This window comes from Stenotrophomonas maltophilia, from assembly GCF_047497515.2.
GTDB lineage: Bacteria > Pseudomonadota > Gammaproteobacteria > Xanthomonadales > Xanthomonadaceae > Stenotrophomonas.
In genome coordinates this window covers 196,295-212,445 of the sequence record NZ_JAXAXL020000004.1, presented here as the reverse complement: position 1 = coordinate 212,445, position 16,151 = coordinate 196,295, and the positions used below count along the sequence as shown (strand labels likewise).

Below are 16,151 nucleotides of genomic sequence, written 5' to 3'. Positions count from 1 at the left end.
GCCACTCGCACAACCAGTTCAATCCAGGAACAGGTCCGGCAGCAACGGCCGCGACGCATCCACGGCATAGCCCGACAGATCGGTGATGCCGGCCTGCGCCAGCACCTCGTCGTCGATCAGGAACTGGCCATGGAAGCCGGCCGCTTCGCGCACCAGCACGGCATGCGCGGCGTCGGCCATGATCTGTGGTGTGCGGCAACCGGCCGCATCGACGCCAGGGATCATGTTGATCGCATCGGTGGCAATTACCGTACGCGGCCACAATGCATTGACCGCCACGCCCTGCGGGCCGAACTCCGCGGCCAGGCCGAGGGTGACGAAACTCATGCCCATCTTCGCCAGTGTGTAGCCGGTGTGCGGCGCCCACCACTTCGGCGCCAGGCTCGGCGGCGGTGCCAACGTGAGGATATGCGGGTTCGGCGCCTGCAGCAGGTACGGCAGGCAGGCCTGCGCGCACAGGAAGCTGCCACGCGAATTGACCTGCTGCATCAGATCGAAACGCTTCATCGGCGTGTCCAGCGTGCCACGCAGCCAGATCGCACTGGCGTTGTTGACCAGGATATCGATGCCACCAAAGGTGTCGACGGTGGCCGCGACCGCGGCCTGCACCTGTTCTTCCTCGCGGATATCGCACTTCAGGGCCAGCCCCTGGCCGCCAGCAGCATTCACCGCTTCAGCAGCGGTGTGAATGGTACCGGGCAGTTTCGGATTGGCGACCGACGACTTGGCGGCGATGGCCACGTTGGCGCCGTCGCGCGCGGCGCGCAGCGCGATGGCCAGGCCGATGCCGCGCGAGGCACCGGTGATGAACAGCGTTTTGCCCTGCAGACTGCCCACGTTCCACACTCCAGCGTATGCAATGAGCCGCTAGTATGCCGCGCCAACACGGAGTTCACCTGGCCTTGACGATACTCGGGGCTCCAGTCAACGCACGAGGTCTACGCCATGCGCCGTTCCCGCCTGCTGCTGCCTGCCTTGGGACTTGCCCTGCTGACCGCCTGCCAGGATCGCTCGCCGGCGTCCGACAAGACGCCGCCCGCCGGGGACGCTGCAAGTGCGCAGAAAGCCGCCGCCGACGGCAAGATGCGCTGGAGCGAGGCAGTGGTCTGGGATGGCGATCTCAACGCGTGCCGCCAGGGCGAGAATGCCGCTACCCGCGATTGCCTGCGCGATGCGATGCGCGCCGGCGGTGCCAGCGCCGAGGCGATCACCGCGGCCGAGCAGTTGTCCAGCGCCGGCGAACTGGCCTACGTGACCGCCTGGCACGAGAACGAGGGCCTCGGCATCGCCACGGTCGAGTACCCGTTCCGCGCCAACACCAATGAAGGCACCCGCCTGGTCGATGCCGGCGGCAAACGCATCGACGTGGATGCGGTGCAGCTGGACGACACCCTGCGCGCCGACCCGACGGTGCAGGAACTGTTGAAGGCCAACCCGCAGGCCACGCCGTTCGCACCCGCGCAATCGGCCGGCGCGACGCCACTGGAGAACGGCGGCATCCGCCTGCTGTACCGCACACCGCTGCGCGACTGCCACGCCTGCCCGGATGTGGGCCAGCTGCAGATCGCCTACGACTTCGACGCCAAGCGCAACTTCATCGGCCAACAGGTGGTGCCGGCGGCACCGTAAGGTCACCGGCACTTACCTTCGTAAACGGCCTCGGCGCATCCACGCATGGCGTGGATCTACCCATACGCGCGGACCTGCTTCTGCAGCAGGTGCGGCACGATCCGCCGGTGCACCGGCGCCACCGGCAGCATGTACAGCCGCCCAAATGCATTGTGGGTGTGCACGACCGTCGCCACTTCCAGCACATCGCCCTGCCACTGCAATGCCAGCTGCACGCGCAGGTGGCGGTCATCGTCTTCCAGCACGATGGCATCGTCGTCCAGCGACTGCAGGGTGAAGATGCCCAACCGCTGGCCGGGAACGGGATCGACGGTGTCCTGCACCGCGCGCAGTGAACCAAGGTCCTTCATGCCCAGCAGGCGCATGCCGCGGTTGCGCAGCGCCATCAGCCCGTCGAACCAGCCGGGAATGCTCGCTGCCATGTCACGGTAGGCCTGCAACGCGGTTCGACCCTTGCGCTGTGTGCTGGCCTGGCAGGCATGCACGAAGTCGGCACCGGCCATCTGCGCGCGCAACACATTGCCCGCACTCGGCGCGGCGGTCACCACCTGCGATGCGCTCACGGCTTCGGCCCCTGCCCCTCGTTGTCTTCCCAATGCAGGATGCGGCGGGTGACGAAGCGATACACCGGCTTGCCGGTGGCGAACCACAGTTCGCGCACCCACGAGGTGCGCTTGAGCACGCGCTTCTCCACCGGGGTGAGCGACTCGCGGCAGTACATGCGCTTGTGCTTGAGCAGGTGGCGCAGGTCCTCGCGGGCCAGCAGGCGCATCCAGCGCGAGCGCGGGTTGCCGATCACCGCCAGCTGGAAGTCGATCAGCGCCGGGCGGCCATCGTCGGTGACCAGCCAGTTGGCTTCCTTGGCCAGGTCGTTGTGGGCCACGCCATTGCGATGCAACTGCTGCAGCAGGCGCCGCGCGGCGCGGAACCAGGCCAGGTCGCCGCGCGGCGGGCGCTGGTACATGGCGTCGCCGGCCATGAAGCTGCGGTCGAGATGGCGGCCATCCCACGCCAGCAGCTGCGGCACATCGGCCATGCCGTGGATATGGCGCAGCGCGCGTGCTTCGCGGCGTGCCAACCACCACGCGGGCAACCGCAACCACAGCGGTGTCGCGCCCAGGTCACGGCGCACGAAGGGGCCGTGCGGCCCTTCCACGAGAAGGATGCGGCCGAAGCTGTCGGCCTTCAAAGCATGCGGTTGAGCGTCGGGCGAGTGAGGCATGCCGCCATTCTAGGCGATGGCGCCGGTTGCAAACGGTCACGAAGCGGCTGGGAACCAGTCACCTACACGCCCCTATAATCGGGCAATGGACTCTTCATGGATCGACGCCACCCTCGCGTGGATTGCCGCCCACCCCGTGCTGGCCGGTGCCGTTATCTTCCTCATCGCCTTCTGCGATGCGGTCATCATTCTCGGCGCCATCGTGCCGGCCCTGCCGCTGCTGTTCGCGGTGGGCGTGTTCATCGGCCTGGGGCAGATCTCCGGGCCGTATGCGGTGGCAGCGGCGGCGCTGGGCGCGTTTGCCGGCGATGGCATCAGTTACTGGATCGGCCGTCGCTGGGGCGACCGGCTGCGCGGCGTGTGGCCGTTCAGCCGCTACCCGCAGCTGCTCGATCGCGGCGAGAACCTGTTCCGTCGCAATGCGTTCAAGAGCATCCTGGTGGCGCGCTACGTGGGAGCGATCCGGCCGTTCGTACCGGCCATCGCCGGCATGATGAAGATGCCCGCCAGCCGCTACGTGCAGGCCAGCGGTATCGCCAGCCTCTCCTGGGCGGTGCTGTTCCTGGCACCGGGCTGGATCCTCGGTGAAGCCTACGACGCGGTCGCGGCGGTGGCCGGGCGCCTGGTGGTGGTGGTCGGCCTGCTGGCGGTGATCCTCAGCCTGGTCTGGGCCATCGTGCTGTACGGCTACCGTTGGTCGGCCGCGCGCATGGACAGCTGGCTGGCGCGCCTGCTGGACTGGTCCAACCGCCACCCGACGCTGGGCCGCTACACGGTGGGCGTGCTCGACCCGAAGCGGCGTGAGTCGGTGCCGCTGGCGATGCTGGCGTTGATGCTGCTGGTGCTGGGCTGGGGCTGGTTCGCGCTGCTGACCGTGGTGGTCGCGCATGGCGAACCGCTGGCGATCGACCTGCTGGTGCACCAGGCCATGCTGGCGCTGCGCAACCCACTGGCCGATTACCCGATGGCCGCGCTGGCGTCGCTGGGTGCCTGGCAGGTGCTGTTGCCGGCCACCGCAGCAGCGATGGGCTACCTGATCTGGCGCCGGCGCTGGATGGCAGCTGCGCACTGGCTGGCCGCACTGGCCTTCGGCCTGGCGCTGACCATGCTGCTGGGCGCCACCGTGGATGTCGTGCGCCCGGTCGATGCCAGCAGTGGCTTCGGCTTCCCGTCGGTGTCGGTGACCATGGCCACCATCACCTTCGGCTTCTTCGCTGTGCTGATCGCGCGCGAGATGCCCGGCCGCACCCGTGTCTGGCCGTACCTGGTGTCGGGCATCGTGGTCAGCCTGATCGGCTTCTCACGCCTGTACCTGGGTGCGCATTGGCTGAGCGATGTGATCGGCGGCATGCTGTTCGGCACGTTCTGGCTGCTGGTACTGGGCATCGCCTACCGCCGCCGCTTCAACCGCTCGTTCTGGGTGAAGCCGGTGGCCTGGCTGTTCTACGGCGTATTCGCCCTGGCGGCGATGTGGTACGCGCCACGCAACATCCCGGTGAAGCTGGAGCGCTTCGAGCCGACCCTGCCTGCCCCGCAGGCCATGGACATGCAGGCCTGGTGGCAGCACGACTGGGCGACGCTACCTGCGCGCCGCAACGAGTTCGACGACGATCAGCGCTGGCCGCTGGACGTGCAGGTGGCCGGCCCGCTGGCGCCGCTGCAGGCGCAGCTGGAGGCACGTGGCTGGAAGCGGCAGGACCAGGCCGGCTGGCAGCAGGCGCTGCTGATGCTGGACAAGAACACCGGCGCCGACGAGCTGCCGGTACTGCCGGCCACGCTGGAAACTCGGGTGGAAGCACTGCTGATGGTGCGCCAGGGCGCGCAGCCGGATGAGCGCTATGTGCTGCGGCTCTGGCCGGCGCCGGCACAGCTGCAGCCCGGCAACACGCCGCTGTGGCTGGGCAGCGCGCAGACCCTGCGCTACGAGCGCCACTTTGAATGGATCGGCATGTGGCACCCGCTGCGCGGCGTTGACCCGGCGATGAACGCGGTGAAGGAGGCCGTACAGGGCCTGCCGCAGCGCGAGGATGTACACAGCGAAACCGGATTGCCGGTGCTGCGGTTGAAGACCACCACGCCCTGACGGGTACCGGTGCGCGGTCACCCACGGTGGAGCCGAGCATGGGCTCGGCTCTACAGTAGATCCACGCCGTGCGTGGATGGCATTACACGGCTACCCCCACGTGTGCACCAAGGTGCACACCCACCCGTGGATGGCTTCTACGGCATCCAGCCCAGCAACTGCTGCAGGCGCTGGTGCGGGTCATCCAGCTGCAGCAGCTGCAAGCGCTGCTGCTCGCTCAGCGGCAGCAGCTCGGCCAGCCGCCAGCCAACCCAGCTGGCCTGGTCCAGCAATGCCGGATTGGCCGGCGCATAGGCCTCGCCCGCCTGTTCGATGATGTGTCCCAGCAGCGTGGCCAGCAGCGCATGCTGTGGCCGCAGTTCGTCGTCGGGATCTTCCTCGCACCAACTCACGTCGGCCACCACCAGCCCATTGTCACGCACGCGGGTGCGCTCGACATGAAAGCGACGGGTACCGCGCAGGCGCAGCTGCAGCACGCCATCGGCGCCGACATCGAAATCTTCGATGCGCACCTGCACGCCATACGCCGCCGGCGTCGCCGGAGCGCCCACTTCCTGGCCGTCGAGAATCAGGCAGACGCCAAAGCCCTCGCCACTGCGGCCGCTGTCGCGGACCAGATCCAGGTAACGCCGCTCGAACACGCGCAGGCCCACCGCCGCGCCCGGCACCAGCGTGGTATGCAGTGGAAACAGCGGCAGCGAGCTGTCGGCGCTCATCGCGCCTGCAACGCGGCGAGGAAGCGGCGCGGTGCGCCGTCGAAGCCGCCGTTGGACATGAACACCACGTGGTCGCCGCTGTGCGCGCTCGCCTGCAACTGCGCCAGCAACGCATCGGTATCCGGCACCGCATGGGCTTCGCCTCGCACCGCGGCGATCACCGCGGCGGCATCCCAGGCCAGCTCCGGGCGGTGCAGGAACACCACTTCATCGGCCAGCGCCAGCGACGGTGCCAGCGCCTGCGCATGTGCGCCCAGCCGCATCGAGTTGCTGCGCGGTTCCATCGCGACCACGATGCGCGCATCGCCCACCTTGGCACGCAGCCCTTCCAGCGTGGTGGCGATCGCCGTCGGGTGATGGGCGAAGTCGTCGTAGACGGTGATGCCGTCATGGCTGCCGATCACTTCCATGCGGCGCTTGACGCTGCGGAACCGCGCCAGCGCCGGAATGACGTCGGCCGGTGCCACGCCCACCGCATGCGCGGCGGCCAGCGCGGCCAGGCCATTGAGCACGTTGTGCCGGCCCAGCAGTGACCACTGCACGTCACCCAGCGCCTGCCCGCGATGGTGCACGCGGAACGCGCTGCCATCGGCAGCCAGCAGCTCGGCATGCCATTCCAGCGACGGGTTGAAGCCGAAGCGCTCGACCGGGGTCCAGCAGCCCATCGCCAGCACCTCGGCCAGGTGCTGATCCTCGCCATTGACGATCAGGCGGCCACGCGCCGGCACGGTGCGCACCAGATGGTGGAACTGGCGCTGGATCGCGGCCACGTCCGGGAAGATGTCGGCGTGGTCGTACTCAAGGTTGTTGAGGATGGCCACCAGCGGCCGGTAGTGCACGAACTTGCTGCGCTTGTCGAAGAAGGCGGTGTCGTATTCATCGGCCTCGACCACGAATTCGCGGCCCTGGCCCAGGCGCGCGGAAACGCCGAAATCCTCGGCCACGCCGCCGATCAGGAAGCCCGGCGAGCGCCCGGCGCTTTCCAGCAGCCAGGTAAGGATGGTGGTGGTGGTGGTCTTGCCATGGGTACCGGCCACGGCCAGGGTGTCGCGCCCCGGCAGCACCCGTTCGGACAGCCATTGCGCGCCGGAAATGTAGCGCTGGCCCGCGTCAAGCACGGCCTCCACGGCCGGATTGCCACGCGACAGCGCATTGCCGATCACCACCTCATCGGTGCCGGCCGGCACGCTGTCGGCGCGGTAGCCCTGGTCCAGGGTGATGCCCAGCTGTTCAAGCTGGGTCGACATCGGCGGATAGATGGCCTGGTCGCTGCCGCTGACCGGATGGCCCAGTTCCCGCGCCAGGGCGGCCACGCCGCCCATGAAGGTGCCGGCGATTGCAAGGATATGTACGCTGCTCATGACCGAGGATTGTGACCGATGACGACTGTATAGGGCCAATGTCTGCCTCCGGGTAAGACAACTCCTACACCGGATGTGAGAAAACTCCAATCTGCTGTCAGGGAATTCCCGATAGCGATGTTCTGTGAACCCGGACACAATTCGAACTGCCAGCCGCAGTACCCGAACCGGTCCTACTCCCCAAGAGGCCATCCCCAAGGGAGCTCATGCTGCGGGGCCCTGAGCAAGCCCTTCGCTGGCGCCTATCAAACGACACAGGCCTGATCCTCGCGGACCAGGCCTGTGTTTTTTTGCGCCGGGGGCCGGAACCGTGTCCCGGCCCCGCCGGATCACGACTTGATCGCCGCCAGGATGCGCGATTCGATCTCGTCCAGGTCGCCAACGCCGTCGACGCGGGCCAGGGTGCCACGGCCGGCGTAGAAGTCGACCACCGGAGCGGTCTGGTCGTTGTAGACCTGCAGGCGCTGGCGCACCGCTTCCGGGTTGTCATCGGCGCGGCCCTGCTCCTTAGCGCGACCGGCGATGCGGTCGACCAGCAGCTCGGTGGCCACGTCCAGCTGCACCACCGCGTCCAGCGGCTGGCCGATCTTGGCCAGCAGGCCGTCCATCGCATTGGCCTGGGCCACATTGCGCGGGTAGCCATCCAGGATGAAGCCCTTGGCGACATCGGCCTGGGTCAGGCGCGATTCCAGCATGCCCAGCAGGATGTCGTCCGACACCAGGTTGCCGGCATCCATCACCGTCTTGGCCTGCTTGCCCAGCTCGGTGCCGGCGGCGATTTCCGCGCGCAGCATGTCACCGGTCGAAATGTGGGCGATCCCCAGCTTTTCCTTCAGGCGCGTCGCCTGTGTCCCCTTGCCCGAACCGGGCGGTCCCAACAGAACCAATCGCATTGACCTGACTCCAACGTGTTGAAAACAAAGAAGGTTCGCGTCCCGGACGGACCGGTATCGCTGCACCGCAATAGCGCCACTTTACCGCATCCGGGTAATGTCCCTGCAATGTCCCCTCCCCCGAGCAGGTAGAAGCATGCGCAACGGTACTCTCCTCTATGCCCAGTCCGGTGGTGTCACCGCGGTCATCAACGCCACGGCCGCAGCGGTGATCGAACAGGCCCGGGCCAAGGGCATCAAGGTGCTGGCCGCCCGCAACGGCATCCTCGGTGCCCTGCGCGAAGAGCTGATCGACACCAGCAAGGAGAGCGCCGCGGCCATCCGCGCCCTCGCCCATACCCCGGGCGGCGCCTTCGGCTCGTGCCGGGTCAAGCTGAAATCACTGGACGCCGACCGTGCGCGTTACGACCGCCTGCTGGAGGTGCTGCGCGCGCACGACGTACGCTGGTTCCTCTACAACGGCGGCAACGACTCGGCAGATACCGCACTGAAGGTCTCGCAGCTGGCCAAGGCGTCGGGCTACGACCTGACCTGCATCGGCGTGCCCAAGACCATCGACAACGACCTGGCGGTGACCGACACCTGCCCCGGCTTCGGTTCGGCCGCCAAGTACACCGCGGTGTCGGTGCGCGAGGCGGCACTGGACGTGGCCGCCATGGCCGAGACCTCCACCCGCGTCTTCATCTACGAGGCGATGGGCCGCCATGCAGGCTGGCTGGCCGCAGCCGCCGGCCTGGCTGGCAACGGCGATGACGAAGCCCCGCACATCATCCTGCTGCCCGAGCGCGCCTACGACGAGGCGGCATTCCTGGCCAAGGTCAAGGCGGTGGTCGAGCGCGTTGGCTACTGCGTGGTGGTGGCCTCGGAAGGCATCGCCACCGCCGATGGCCGCTTCGTTGCCGACGCCGGCGGCGGCAAGGATTCGTTCGGGCATTCGCAGTTGGGTGGCGTAGCCGCGCACCTGGCCGGACGGGTCAAGGACCAGCTGGGCCTGAAGGTGCACTGGGCCCTGCCGGACTATCTGCAGCGCTCGGCCCGGCACCTGGCCAGCAAGACCGACTGGGAGCAGGCGCAGGCGGTGGGCAAGGCTGCGGTGCAGTTGGCAATGAAGGGCCAGAACGGCGTGATGCCGGTGATCGTGCGCAGCAGCGACGCGCCATACCGCTGGAAGATCGAAGCCGCGCCGCTGTCGAAGATCGCCAACCACGAGAAGAAGATGCCGGCCGGTTTCATTCGCCGCGATGGCTTCGGCATCACCGCCAAGGCGCGCGCCTACCTGTCACCGCTGATCAAGGGCGAAGCACCGCTGCCCTACGGCCCCGACGGCCTGCCGAAGTACGTCACCCTGAAGAACGTGGCCGTGAAGCAGAGGCTGCCGCCCTTCGAGGGCTGACTCGAAAAGGGGACGGGGGGGATTCAGTCGTAACCGCCCCTCCTTCATCACTCCCCATCAGCGTTGTGGGGGTTGCGACTGAATCCCCTCCGTCCCTTTTTTTGGAGGTGTGCCATGGCACTGCGAGTAGTTCGACTCGGTACGCCACGCGTCGCCGATGAGGGACTGCGCATCGGCACGGTGCGGCGTCCGCCGCGCGGCGTGCCGCGCAGCGAGTTCGCCCGCCAGGATTGGTACGACGTCTGGTTCCCGCCCCTGTCACCCAGCGCGGAACTGGTGAAGCAGGCGCACGAGGCGATAACCGCGGCCGACTGGAATGCGTTCTTCCGCCACTACAAGGCCGAGATGAAGGCGCCCGCTGCCGCCCACGCGCTGGACCTGCTGGCCGCGCTGTCGCAGCACAGCAACATCAGCGTGGGGTGCTACTGCGAGGATGAGGCACATTGCCACCGCATGGCGCTGCGCGAGTTGCTGGTGGCGCGGGGAGCGATGCTGGTCGAATGATGGATGGGTTGCCGGCCAGCGGCCGGCACTACCCGGTGCCGTGCCCGATGGCCTCAGTAGATCCACGCCATGCGTGGATGCTCAGTACCAGGTCACGGCAGTAGATCCACGCCATGCGTGGATGCACCAGCTCAATTACAGGCCTTGCCTTCCATCTGCAGCTGCGCGGCGAACATCGTCACCTGCGGAATCTGGCCGGCCGCAGCCTGCTTCTTTGCCTCTTCCAGGTAGATGCGCGACTGGCCCTGCCCATCCAGCTCGACCTTGTTGCTCGACGGCAGGCGCCACACCCGCACCACCGCCTGCTGCGCCGGGCACGCGGCGCTGGGCACGCGGATCACATCATTGAGCTTCCAGCCCTTGTCGGCACTCGGCTGTGCCTTGGCATAGTCGACAAAGCGTGCGCGTGGCTGGCACTGCTCGCTGGTACGCACGGCGGAGAAGCGGTAGGGCTCTGCCGCATCGCCGGTAAACACACCTTCCAGCCGCGCGCAGGCCTCGGGGATCTGGCGCAGCGTATGCGCTGCGCCCACCGCCTGCGGGGCACCCACCGCACGCTGCAGTTCCGGGGTTTCTGCGGCGAATGCTGGGGCGGCAGGCACCAGGACAGCAAGCATCAGCAGGGACAGGCGCATGGGGGATCTCCTTCGGGACTGTGCGCAGGCTTGCAGAGCATGGCTTAACGGGGTGCAAAGGGCGTGATCGCGCTTTGCGCCAGGGGACAGTCGAGCAAGCTCGACTCTACGGTGCGTCGAACGCATACTGCGGGAACCAGGGAATGCTGAACACCGCCATACGTCGGACGACCGCCAAGGTCGGTACGGGTTGGTTCCAGGCTGCAGCCCGTCGTCCCCCTCGTGGTGCGTTCATCGCCACTGGATGCTTGTCCATCCATTTTGCGGAGGGGTCTAATGCTGGAACGTCACGGGCTGTCACTGGCGCTGGGCTGCGCCATTCTCGCGATCCTGTTCGGAATCGTCTCGGCGCGCTGGATCCTGCGCCAACCCACCGGCAATGAACGCATGATCGCGATCGCTACCGCGATCCAGGAAGGCGCACGTGCCTACCTCAACCGCCAGTACCTGACCATCGGCATCGCCGGCGTGGTGCTGTTCGTGCTGGTCGGCATCTTCCTCAGCTGGTACACCGCCATTGGATTCGCAGTGGGTGCGGTCCTGTCCGGCGCGGCGGGCTACATCGGCATGAACGTGTCGGTACGCGCCAACGTGCGCACCGCCGAGGCCGCACGCCACGGCATCAGCGCGGCGATGGACGTCGCCTTCCGTGGCGGTGCGATCACCGGCATGCTGGTGGTCGGGTTGGGCCTGCTGGGTGTGGCCGGCTACTACGCGCTGCTGCTGCGCATGGGCCTGCCGATGGAGCAGGCACTGCATGCCCTGGTTGGCCTGGCCTTCGGCTCCTCGCTGATCTCGATCTTCGCGCGCCTGGGCGGCGGCATCTTCACCAAGGGGGCCGACGTCGGTGCCGATCTGGTCGGCAAGGTGGAAGCCGGCATTCCCGAGGACGACCCGCGCAACCCGGCGGTGATCGCCGACAACGTCGGTGACAACGTCGGCGACTGCGCCGGCATGGCCGCCGACCTGTTCGAGACCTATGCGGTGACCGTCATCGCCACCATGCTGCTGGGCAGCCTGATGCTGGCCGAGGCGGGCGCCAACGCGGTGCTGTATCCGCTGGTGCTGGGCGGCGTGTCGATCATCGCATCGATCATCGGCGCGCTGTTCGTCAAGGTGAAGCCGGGCGGTTCGATCATGGGCGCGCTGTACAAGGGCGTGATCGTGTCCGGCGTGCTGGCCGCGATTGCGTTCTACCCGATCACCACTGGGCTGATGGGTGACAACGTGCACGGCCCGATGGCGCTGTACGGCTGCGCGCTGATCGGGCTGGTGCTGACCGGCCTGATCGTGTGGATCACCGAGTACTACACCGGCACCCAGTACAAGCCGGTGCAGCACGTGGCACAGGCCTCGACCACCGGCCATGGCACCAACATCATCGCCGGCCTCGGCATCTCGATGAAGTCCACCGCACTGCCGGTGGTGGCGGTGTGCGCGGCGATCTGGGGCGCGTTCGCGCTCGGTGGCCTGTACGGCATCGCCATCGCTGCCACCGCGATGCTGTCGATGGCCGGCATGATCGTGGCCCTGGATGCCTACGGCCCGATCACCGACAACGCTGGCGGCATTGCCGAGATGGCCGAGCTGCCCTCGGAGATCCGCGACATCACCGATCCGCTGGATGCGGTGGGCAACACGACCAAGGCGGTGACCAAGGGCTACGCCATCGGTTCGGCGGCCTTGGCCGCACTGGTGCTGTTCGCCGACTACACCCACAACCTGCAGGCCGCGCATCCGGGGCAGGAATTCCGCTTCGATCTCAGCGACCACACGGTGATCATCGGCCTGCTGATCGGTGGCCTGATCCCCTATCTGTTCGGCGCGATGGCAATGGAAGCGGTCGGCCGCGCCGCCGGTGCCGTGGTAGAAGAAGTGCGCCGCCAGTTCCGCGAGATTCCCGGCATCATGCAGGGCACCGGCAAGCCGCAGTACGACAGGGCGGTGGACATGCTGACCCGCTCGGCCATCCGCGAAATGATCGTGCCGTCGCTGCTGCCGGTAGCGGTACCGGTGGTGGTCGGCCTGCTGCTGGGGCCACGCGCGCTGGGCGGGCTGCTGATCGGCACGATCGTGACCGGCCTGTTCGTGGCCATCTCGATGACCACCGGTGGCGGCGCCTGGGACAACGCCAAGAAGTACATCGAGGATGGCCACTTCGGCGGCAAGGGCAGCGAGGCGCACAAGGCCGCGGTGACCGGCGACACCGTCGGCGACCCCTACAAGGACACCGCCGGCCCGGCGATCAATCCGCTGATCAAGATCATCAACATCGTGGCGCTGCTGCTGGTACCGCTGCTGTAGATCCACGCCATGCGTGGATGACCGCCACCGATGCTGGTCAGCGCCCGCGCAGGAAGAACGACACCGGCACCATCACTTCCACCGGGTCGCCGGCCACTTCGGCCGGCGGCGCCGGCACCGGGCTGGCGCGCTGCACGGTATCGAGCGTCTCCTGGTCCAGCAGTTCGAAGCCGCTGCTGCGGCCCAGCTTCAGGCCAGACACCGCGCCATCGCGGGAGACCGCGAAACGCACATAGACCACGCCCTGCTGGCGCAGGCGCTCGGCCTGGCGCGGATAGCGGCGATGCTTCTGCAGGTGCCCGAGCAGGCGACCTTCCCAGGTCGCCTCCGCGCGACTGCGCTCACCGGCGGTGGTCTGCGGTGCGGTATAGCGCGCCGCAGCATCGGCAGCCACCTGCGGCGGCGCGCTGGTCTGCGCGACATTGGCGTCGGCGCTCTCCGGCGAAGGCGTGGGTTCCGGTGCTTTGGGCGGAGGCAGGTCGCCCTTCGGCTGCACGGGGGCTTTCGGCTGCTCGCGCACGGCCGGCGTCGGCGCCTGCCGCTGCTGTTGCTGCTGCAACGGACCGGTGGCCACCTCACGCGGGGGCACCGGCGGTGCCTGGGCCATCGGCGCCAATTCCAGCATCAGCGCTGCAGGCGGAGCAGCAGCCGCCAGCGCCGGCGCGCGCGCCGCCCACCAGCAGGCCGCGCCAATCAACAGCGCATGCAGCAGCAGCACGATCGCCAGGCTGGTCGCCCAGCGCCGCAGTCCGCTCATCGTGCGCCCTGCTCCAGCCCGACCAGCGCCACCTTCAGGTAGCCGGCTGCGCGCAGCGCATCCAGGGTCGCCATCAGTTCACCATAGGGCACGCGGGTATCGGCGCGCAGGAAGATGCGCTGTCCGCTGTCATCGTGGGTGGCCGCCTTCAATGCAGCGGCCAGCGCATCGCGTGCGACCGGTTGTTCGCCCACGCGCAGGGACAGGTCGGACTGCACGGTCACATACACCGGCGCCTGCTCCGGCGGCGTGGCGCTGGCGCTGCTGGCCGGCAACTGCACCGGCACCGACACGGTCGCCAGCGGCGCGGCCACCATGAAGATGATCAGCAGCACCAGCATCACATCGATGAAGGGCGTGACGTTGATCTCGTGCGCCTCTTCCGGCGCATCGTCGCGGTCGGACGCGGTCCTGATTGCCATCGGCGCGCCTCAGTGCACCGCGCGCAGCGGTGTCGCTGCGGCACGCGGCACGGCACGATCAAGATCGCGCGACACCAGCTGCTGCACGGCCGCGGACAGATCACCGAGCAGGCCGCGCAGGCCGGCCAGCACGCGGCTGAAATGGTTGTAGACCAGCACCGCGGGAATCGCCGCGACCAGGCCGAGCGCGGTGGCCAGCAGGGCCTCGGCGATGCCCGGTGCGACCACCGCCAGGTTGGTGGTGTTGCTGTGGGCGATGCCGATGAAGCTGTTCATGATGCCCCACACCGTGCCGAACAGGCCCACGAACGGCGCCACCGCACCGATGCTGGCCAGCACGCCGATGCCCCGTCGCTGCACGCGCGCTGTCTCCAGCTCGATGCGGTCCAGGCGCGACGCGACGCGTTCCTTGATGCCGTCGCGGCTGTCCAGGTCCTGCGACAGCCGCAGTTCGGTGCGTGCAGCCTCCAGCATAGCCAGCGCGGTCCCCTGCTGCGCGCTGGCCGCCGCACTTTCGGCCGGCAGGCTTGGTGCCTGCAGCAACAGCGCGCGCGCCGAACGCAGCTGGCGGGCCTGCCGGGCCAGCTCCCAGCCCTTGGCCAGCAGCACGGTCCAGGTGGCCAGCGATGCCAGCGCAAGCGCGATCATCACGCCCTTCACCACCACGTCGGCGGCCAGGTACATGCCCCAGGGCGTCAATGCGGGGGCGGCCACGGGGGCCAGGTCAGCAGGCAGCATCGTCTCGGTTTCCATCAGCATCGGGGGTCGCGGCACGGCGGCGGTCCGCGCGCGGATCATTGGCATCGTCCACTTCCACCAGAGGCGTGGGCTCCAGGCGGGGGGCCGGACGGCTGAGCACGTAGCCGGCGCTGACCGCGAAGAACAGGCCCACGCCCAGCAGCAGTCGCCACGACGGGTGCGCGCCCCAGCAGAACAGCGCGAAGCCCACCGCCATGCCAGCGCTGGCAAAGGCCTTGCCCTTGCGCGACACCGCGCCCTGCTCGCGCCACAGCCGCAGCGACGGGCCATAGCGCGGATGCGCCAGCAGGCGCTGCTCGAACTTCGGCGAACTGCGCGCGAAGCAGCCCACCGCCAGGATCAGGAAGATGGTGGTCGGCATCACCGGCAGCAGCGCGCCGATCACCCCGAGGCCGACCATCACCCAACCCAGCGCGAACCAGAGCCAGCGCATCAGCGTGGTGCCCGCAGGCGGCAGGCGTACATCAGGCGAATTCCACTTCGACGTGGCCATGCACGCTGCGGAACGCGGCATCGGCGGCATCGATCACCTGCTGCTCCTGTTCGGCGCTCAGCGGTACCGCGTCCAGTGCGGCGGTGAACTCCCGCCAATGGCGGGCGGCGCCATCAGGGTGCGCGGCCAGGTGGCGGGCACCGAAGTCGCGATCCAGGCCCAGCTTGGCGGCCATCTTGTACAGGATGGTGCCGCCGAGGTTGGAGCCTTCGGCCACGTACAGCCAGCCCAACGCCGCCGGCAGCGGCAGGTCGGCCGGCAGCGCAGCGATGTCCGCACCCGGCAGGGTCTGTTCCAGGTCCTGCAGGTCGCGCGACACCTGCTTCAGGCGACGGCGCTCGCCGAGGTCCGGCAGCAGTGCGTCCAGCGCAGGATTGGCATACAGCGCGTCGATGCTGCGGTGGAAGCGGTACTGCACGCGCAGGAAGCGGGCGAAGTTGCTGCGGTCGGCGAAGATGTCGCCGGCCATGATGCGCTTGTCCAGCGCGCCATGGCTGTCGCGGGTGGCGGCCTTGAGCCGCAGGCTGCGGCTGTCTTCAGGGGCGATGTGTGCGTTCATGGGGGATGCCAAGGGGGTCGTCGTGCTGTAGACGTTCGCCGCGGGGCTTTCCCCAAGGCCGTGTGCACCGATAATGGACCATCCCTTCTTCCAGCAGGAACCGATGATGATCACCACCGAACCGCGCATGACCAACCTGTTCCTGCAGCTCGGCCTGGAGGCCAGCGCCGAGGGCATCGCCCGTTTCATCCGCGAGCACCAGCTGGCCGCCGATGTGGAAGTGGTCGAGGCGCCGTACTGGAACGACGCCCAGCGCCAGTTCCTGTCCGAATCGCTGCAGGCCGATGCGGCGTGGAGCACGGTGGTGGATGAGCTGAACGAATCGCTGCACGAGGATGCGGTGAAGGCCGCGACCGGTCTGTAAGCGCGCGATGGGCAGCGATTCGTTCAGCTCATCCACCACCGTGCTCCACGCCGCATC

At 68.1% G+C, this 16,151-nt stretch carries 18 protein-coding genes; 6 read left to right on the top strand and 12 right to left on the bottom strand.

What is annotated here, in order from left to right; translation table 11 throughout:
• Window positions 1–18: 18 nt before the first annotated feature.
• Window positions 19–837, bottom strand: a complete 819-nt coding sequence (locus ACMZPQ_RS09470; RefSeq protein ID WP_197582386.1) for an SDR family oxidoreductase — start codon at window positions 835–837, stop codon at window positions 19–21.
• A 108-nt stretch (window positions 838–945) separates the two neighbouring features.
• On the opposite strand from ACMZPQ_RS09470, the gene ACMZPQ_RS09465 reads away from it, so the two are divergent.
• The gene (locus ACMZPQ_RS09465; protein WP_197582387.1) at window positions 946–1,629 is read left to right on the top strand and encodes a hypothetical protein; all 684 of its coding nucleotides are present in this window, start codon (window positions 946–948) and stop codon (window positions 1,627–1,629) included.
• A gap of 56 nt (window positions 1,630–1,685) precedes the next feature.
• Here ACMZPQ_RS09465 and ACMZPQ_RS09460 read toward each other — a convergent pair whose 3' ends face one another.
• Complete coding sequence (locus ACMZPQ_RS09460; protein WP_197582388.1) at window positions 1,686–2,192, bottom strand: DUF2867 domain-containing protein; 507 nt, start codon at window positions 2,190–2,192, stop codon at window positions 1,686–1,688.
• On the bottom strand, window positions 2,189–2,851 hold the full coding sequence (locus tag ACMZPQ_RS09455) for a serine/threonine-protein kinase (protein ID WP_197582390.1): 663 nt from the start codon (window positions 2,849–2,851) through the stop codon (window positions 2,189–2,191). The genes ACMZPQ_RS09460 and ACMZPQ_RS09455 overlap by 4 nt, the downstream gene beginning before the upstream one ends.
• 85 nt (window positions 2,852–2,936) lie before the next feature.
• Between ACMZPQ_RS09455 and ACMZPQ_RS09450 the strand changes: the two genes are divergently transcribed.
• Window positions 2,937–4,934 carry a VTT domain-containing protein gene (locus ACMZPQ_RS09450; protein ID WP_197582391.1) on the top strand — a complete coding sequence of 666 codons (1,998 nt, stop codon included), beginning with the start codon at window positions 2,937–2,939 and terminating at the stop codon, window positions 4,932–4,934.
• Window positions 4,935–5,071: 137 nt separating this feature from the next.
• Here the strand turns inward: ACMZPQ_RS09450 and ACMZPQ_RS09445 are convergent, their stop codons facing one another.
• The 3 genes from ACMZPQ_RS09445 to ACMZPQ_RS09435 form a co-directional block, all read right to left on the bottom strand.
• Window positions 5,072–5,650 (bottom strand): LON peptidase substrate-binding domain-containing protein, encoded by a 579-nt coding sequence (locus tag ACMZPQ_RS09445; protein ID WP_197582392.1) that lies wholly within the window; start codon window positions 5,648–5,650, stop codon window positions 5,072–5,074.
• The gene (gene mpl, locus ACMZPQ_RS09440) at window positions 5,647–7,011 is read right to left on the bottom strand and encodes a UDP-N-acetylmuramate:L-alanyl-gamma-D-glutamyl-meso-diaminopimelate ligase (RefSeq protein WP_197582393.1); all 1,365 of its coding nucleotides are present in this window, start codon (window positions 7,009–7,011) and stop codon (window positions 5,647–5,649) included. The genes ACMZPQ_RS09445 and mpl overlap by 4 nt, the downstream gene beginning before the upstream one ends.
• 329 nt (window positions 7,012–7,340) lie before the next feature.
• Complete coding sequence (locus tag ACMZPQ_RS09435) at window positions 7,341–7,904, bottom strand: adenylate kinase (RefSeq protein ID WP_197582394.1); 564 nt, start codon at window positions 7,902–7,904, stop codon at window positions 7,341–7,343.
• Window positions 7,905–8,040: 136 nt separating this feature from the next.
• Here ACMZPQ_RS09435 and ACMZPQ_RS09430 point away from each other — a divergent pair, with 136 nt between their 5' ends.
• Complete coding sequence (locus tag ACMZPQ_RS09430) at window positions 8,041–9,297, top strand: 6-phosphofructokinase (protein WP_197582395.1); 1,257 nt, start codon at window positions 8,041–8,043, stop codon at window positions 9,295–9,297.
• 114 nt (window positions 9,298–9,411) lie between these two features.
• The gene (locus tag ACMZPQ_RS09425) at window positions 9,412–9,801 is read left to right on the top strand and encodes a DUF488 domain-containing protein (RefSeq protein WP_197582396.1); all 390 of its coding nucleotides are present in this window, start codon (window positions 9,412–9,414) and stop codon (window positions 9,799–9,801) included.
• Window positions 9,802–9,932: 131 nt separating this feature from the next.
• On the opposite strand, the gene ACMZPQ_RS09420 is transcribed toward ACMZPQ_RS09425, so the two are convergent.
• Window positions 9,933–10,436, bottom strand: a complete 504-nt coding sequence (locus ACMZPQ_RS09420) for a hypothetical protein (protein WP_197582397.1) — start codon at window positions 10,434–10,436, stop codon at window positions 9,933–9,935.
• Window positions 10,437–10,712: 276 nt separating this feature from the next.
• Here ACMZPQ_RS09420 and ACMZPQ_RS09415 point away from each other — a divergent pair, with 276 nt between their 5' ends.
• The gene (locus ACMZPQ_RS09415) at window positions 10,713–12,740 is read left to right on the top strand and encodes a sodium-translocating pyrophosphatase (RefSeq protein WP_008266593.1); all 2,028 of its coding nucleotides are present in this window, start codon (window positions 10,713–10,715) and stop codon (window positions 12,738–12,740) included.
• A 37-nt stretch (window positions 12,741–12,777) separates the two neighbouring features.
• Here ACMZPQ_RS09415 and ACMZPQ_RS09410 read toward each other — a convergent pair whose 3' ends face one another.
• The 5 genes from ACMZPQ_RS09410 to ACMZPQ_RS09390 are packed head-to-tail and all read right to left on the bottom strand — an operon-like array spanning window position 12,778 to window position 15,730.
• Window positions 12,778–13,497: an energy transducer TonB gene (locus tag ACMZPQ_RS09410; RefSeq protein WP_197582398.1), complete on the bottom strand. Its 720-nt coding sequence runs from the start codon at window positions 13,495–13,497 to the stop codon at window positions 12,778–12,780.
• A complete protein-coding gene (gene exbD / locus ACMZPQ_RS09405; RefSeq protein ID WP_197582399.1) occupies window positions 13,494–13,919 on the bottom strand; it encodes a TonB system transport protein ExbD in 426 nt (141 codons plus the stop codon). The genes ACMZPQ_RS09410 and exbD overlap by 4 nt, the downstream gene beginning before the upstream one ends.
• A 9-nt stretch (window positions 13,920–13,928) precedes the next feature.
• On the bottom strand, window positions 13,929–14,657 hold the full coding sequence (gene exbB, locus ACMZPQ_RS09400; protein ID WP_197582400.1) for a tonB-system energizer ExbB: 729 nt from the start codon (window positions 14,655–14,657) through the stop codon (window positions 13,929–13,931).
• A complete protein-coding gene (locus tag ACMZPQ_RS09395) occupies window positions 14,644–15,111 on the bottom strand; it encodes a YbaN family protein (RefSeq protein WP_197582402.1) in 468 nt (155 codons plus the stop codon). The genes exbB and ACMZPQ_RS09395 overlap by 14 nt, the downstream gene beginning before the upstream one ends.
• A 31-nt stretch (window positions 15,112–15,142) precedes the next feature.
• The gene (locus tag ACMZPQ_RS09390; protein WP_008267425.1) at window positions 15,143–15,730 is read right to left on the bottom strand and encodes a biliverdin-producing heme oxygenase; all 588 of its coding nucleotides are present in this window, start codon (window positions 15,728–15,730) and stop codon (window positions 15,143–15,145) included.
• Between the two features lie 106 nt (window positions 15,731–15,836).
• Between ACMZPQ_RS09390 and ACMZPQ_RS09385 the strand changes: the two genes are divergently transcribed.
• Window positions 15,837–16,094: a DUF2789 domain-containing protein gene (locus ACMZPQ_RS09385; protein WP_040007137.1), complete on the top strand. Its 258-nt coding sequence runs from the start codon at window positions 15,837–15,839 to the stop codon at window positions 16,092–16,094.
• Window positions 16,095–16,151: the final 57 nt, after the last annotated feature.

Excerpts from the sequence above, each read along its gene's own strand:
- exbD (WP_197582399.1), bottom strand. The coding sequence starts at position 13,919 with ATGGCAATCAGGACCGCGTCCGACCGCGACGATGCGCCGGAAGAGGCG.
- ACMZPQ_RS09415 (WP_008266593.1), top strand. The coding sequence starts at position 10,713 with ATGCTGGAACGTCACGGGCTGTCACTGGCGCTGGGCTGCGCCATTCTC.
- ACMZPQ_RS09410 (WP_197582398.1), bottom strand. The coding sequence starts at position 13,497 with ATGAGCGGACTGCGGCGCTGGGCGACCAGCCTGGCGATCGTGCTGCTG.
- mpl (WP_197582393.1), bottom strand. The coding sequence starts at position 7,011 with ATGAGCAGCGTACATATCCTTGCAATCGCCGGCACCTTCATGGGCGGC.
- ACMZPQ_RS09435 (WP_197582394.1), bottom strand. The coding sequence starts at position 7,904 with ATGCGATTGGTTCTGTTGGGACCGCCCGGTTCGGGCAAGGGGACACAG.
- ACMZPQ_RS09445 (WP_197582392.1), bottom strand. The coding sequence starts at position 5,650 with ATGAGCGCCGACAGCTCGCTGCCGCTGTTTCCACTGCATACCACGCTG.
- ACMZPQ_RS09455 (WP_197582390.1), bottom strand. The coding sequence starts at position 2,851 with ATGCCTCACTCGCCCGACGCTCAACCGCATGCTTTGAAGGCCGACAGC.
- ACMZPQ_RS09420 (WP_197582397.1), bottom strand. The coding sequence starts at position 10,436 with ATGCGCCTGTCCCTGCTGATGCTTGCTGTCCTGGTGCCTGCCGCCCCA.
- ACMZPQ_RS09450 (WP_197582391.1), top strand. The coding sequence starts at position 2,937 with ATGGACTCTTCATGGATCGACGCCACCCTCGCGTGGATTGCCGCCCAC.
- ACMZPQ_RS09430 (WP_197582395.1), top strand. The coding sequence starts at position 8,041 with ATGCGCAACGGTACTCTCCTCTATGCCCAGTCCGGTGGTGTCACCGCG.
- ACMZPQ_RS09395 (WP_197582402.1), bottom strand. The coding sequence starts at position 15,111 with ATGCGCTGGCTCTGGTTCGCGCTGGGTTGGGTGATGGTCGGCCTCGGG.
- ACMZPQ_RS09465 (WP_197582387.1), top strand. The coding sequence starts at position 946 with ATGCGCCGTTCCCGCCTGCTGCTGCCTGCCTTGGGACTTGCCCTGCTG.
- exbB (WP_197582400.1), bottom strand. The coding sequence starts at position 14,657 with ATGCTGCCTGCTGACCTGGCCCCCGTGGCCGCCCCCGCATTGACGCCC.
- ACMZPQ_RS09390 (WP_008267425.1), bottom strand. The coding sequence starts at position 15,730 with ATGAACGCACACATCGCCCCTGAAGACAGCCGCAGCCTGCGGCTCAAG.
- ACMZPQ_RS09385 (WP_040007137.1), top strand. The coding sequence starts at position 15,837 with ATGATCACCACCGAACCGCGCATGACCAACCTGTTCCTGCAGCTCGGC.
- ACMZPQ_RS09425 (WP_197582396.1), top strand. The coding sequence starts at position 9,412 with ATGGCACTGCGAGTAGTTCGACTCGGTACGCCACGCGTCGCCGATGAG.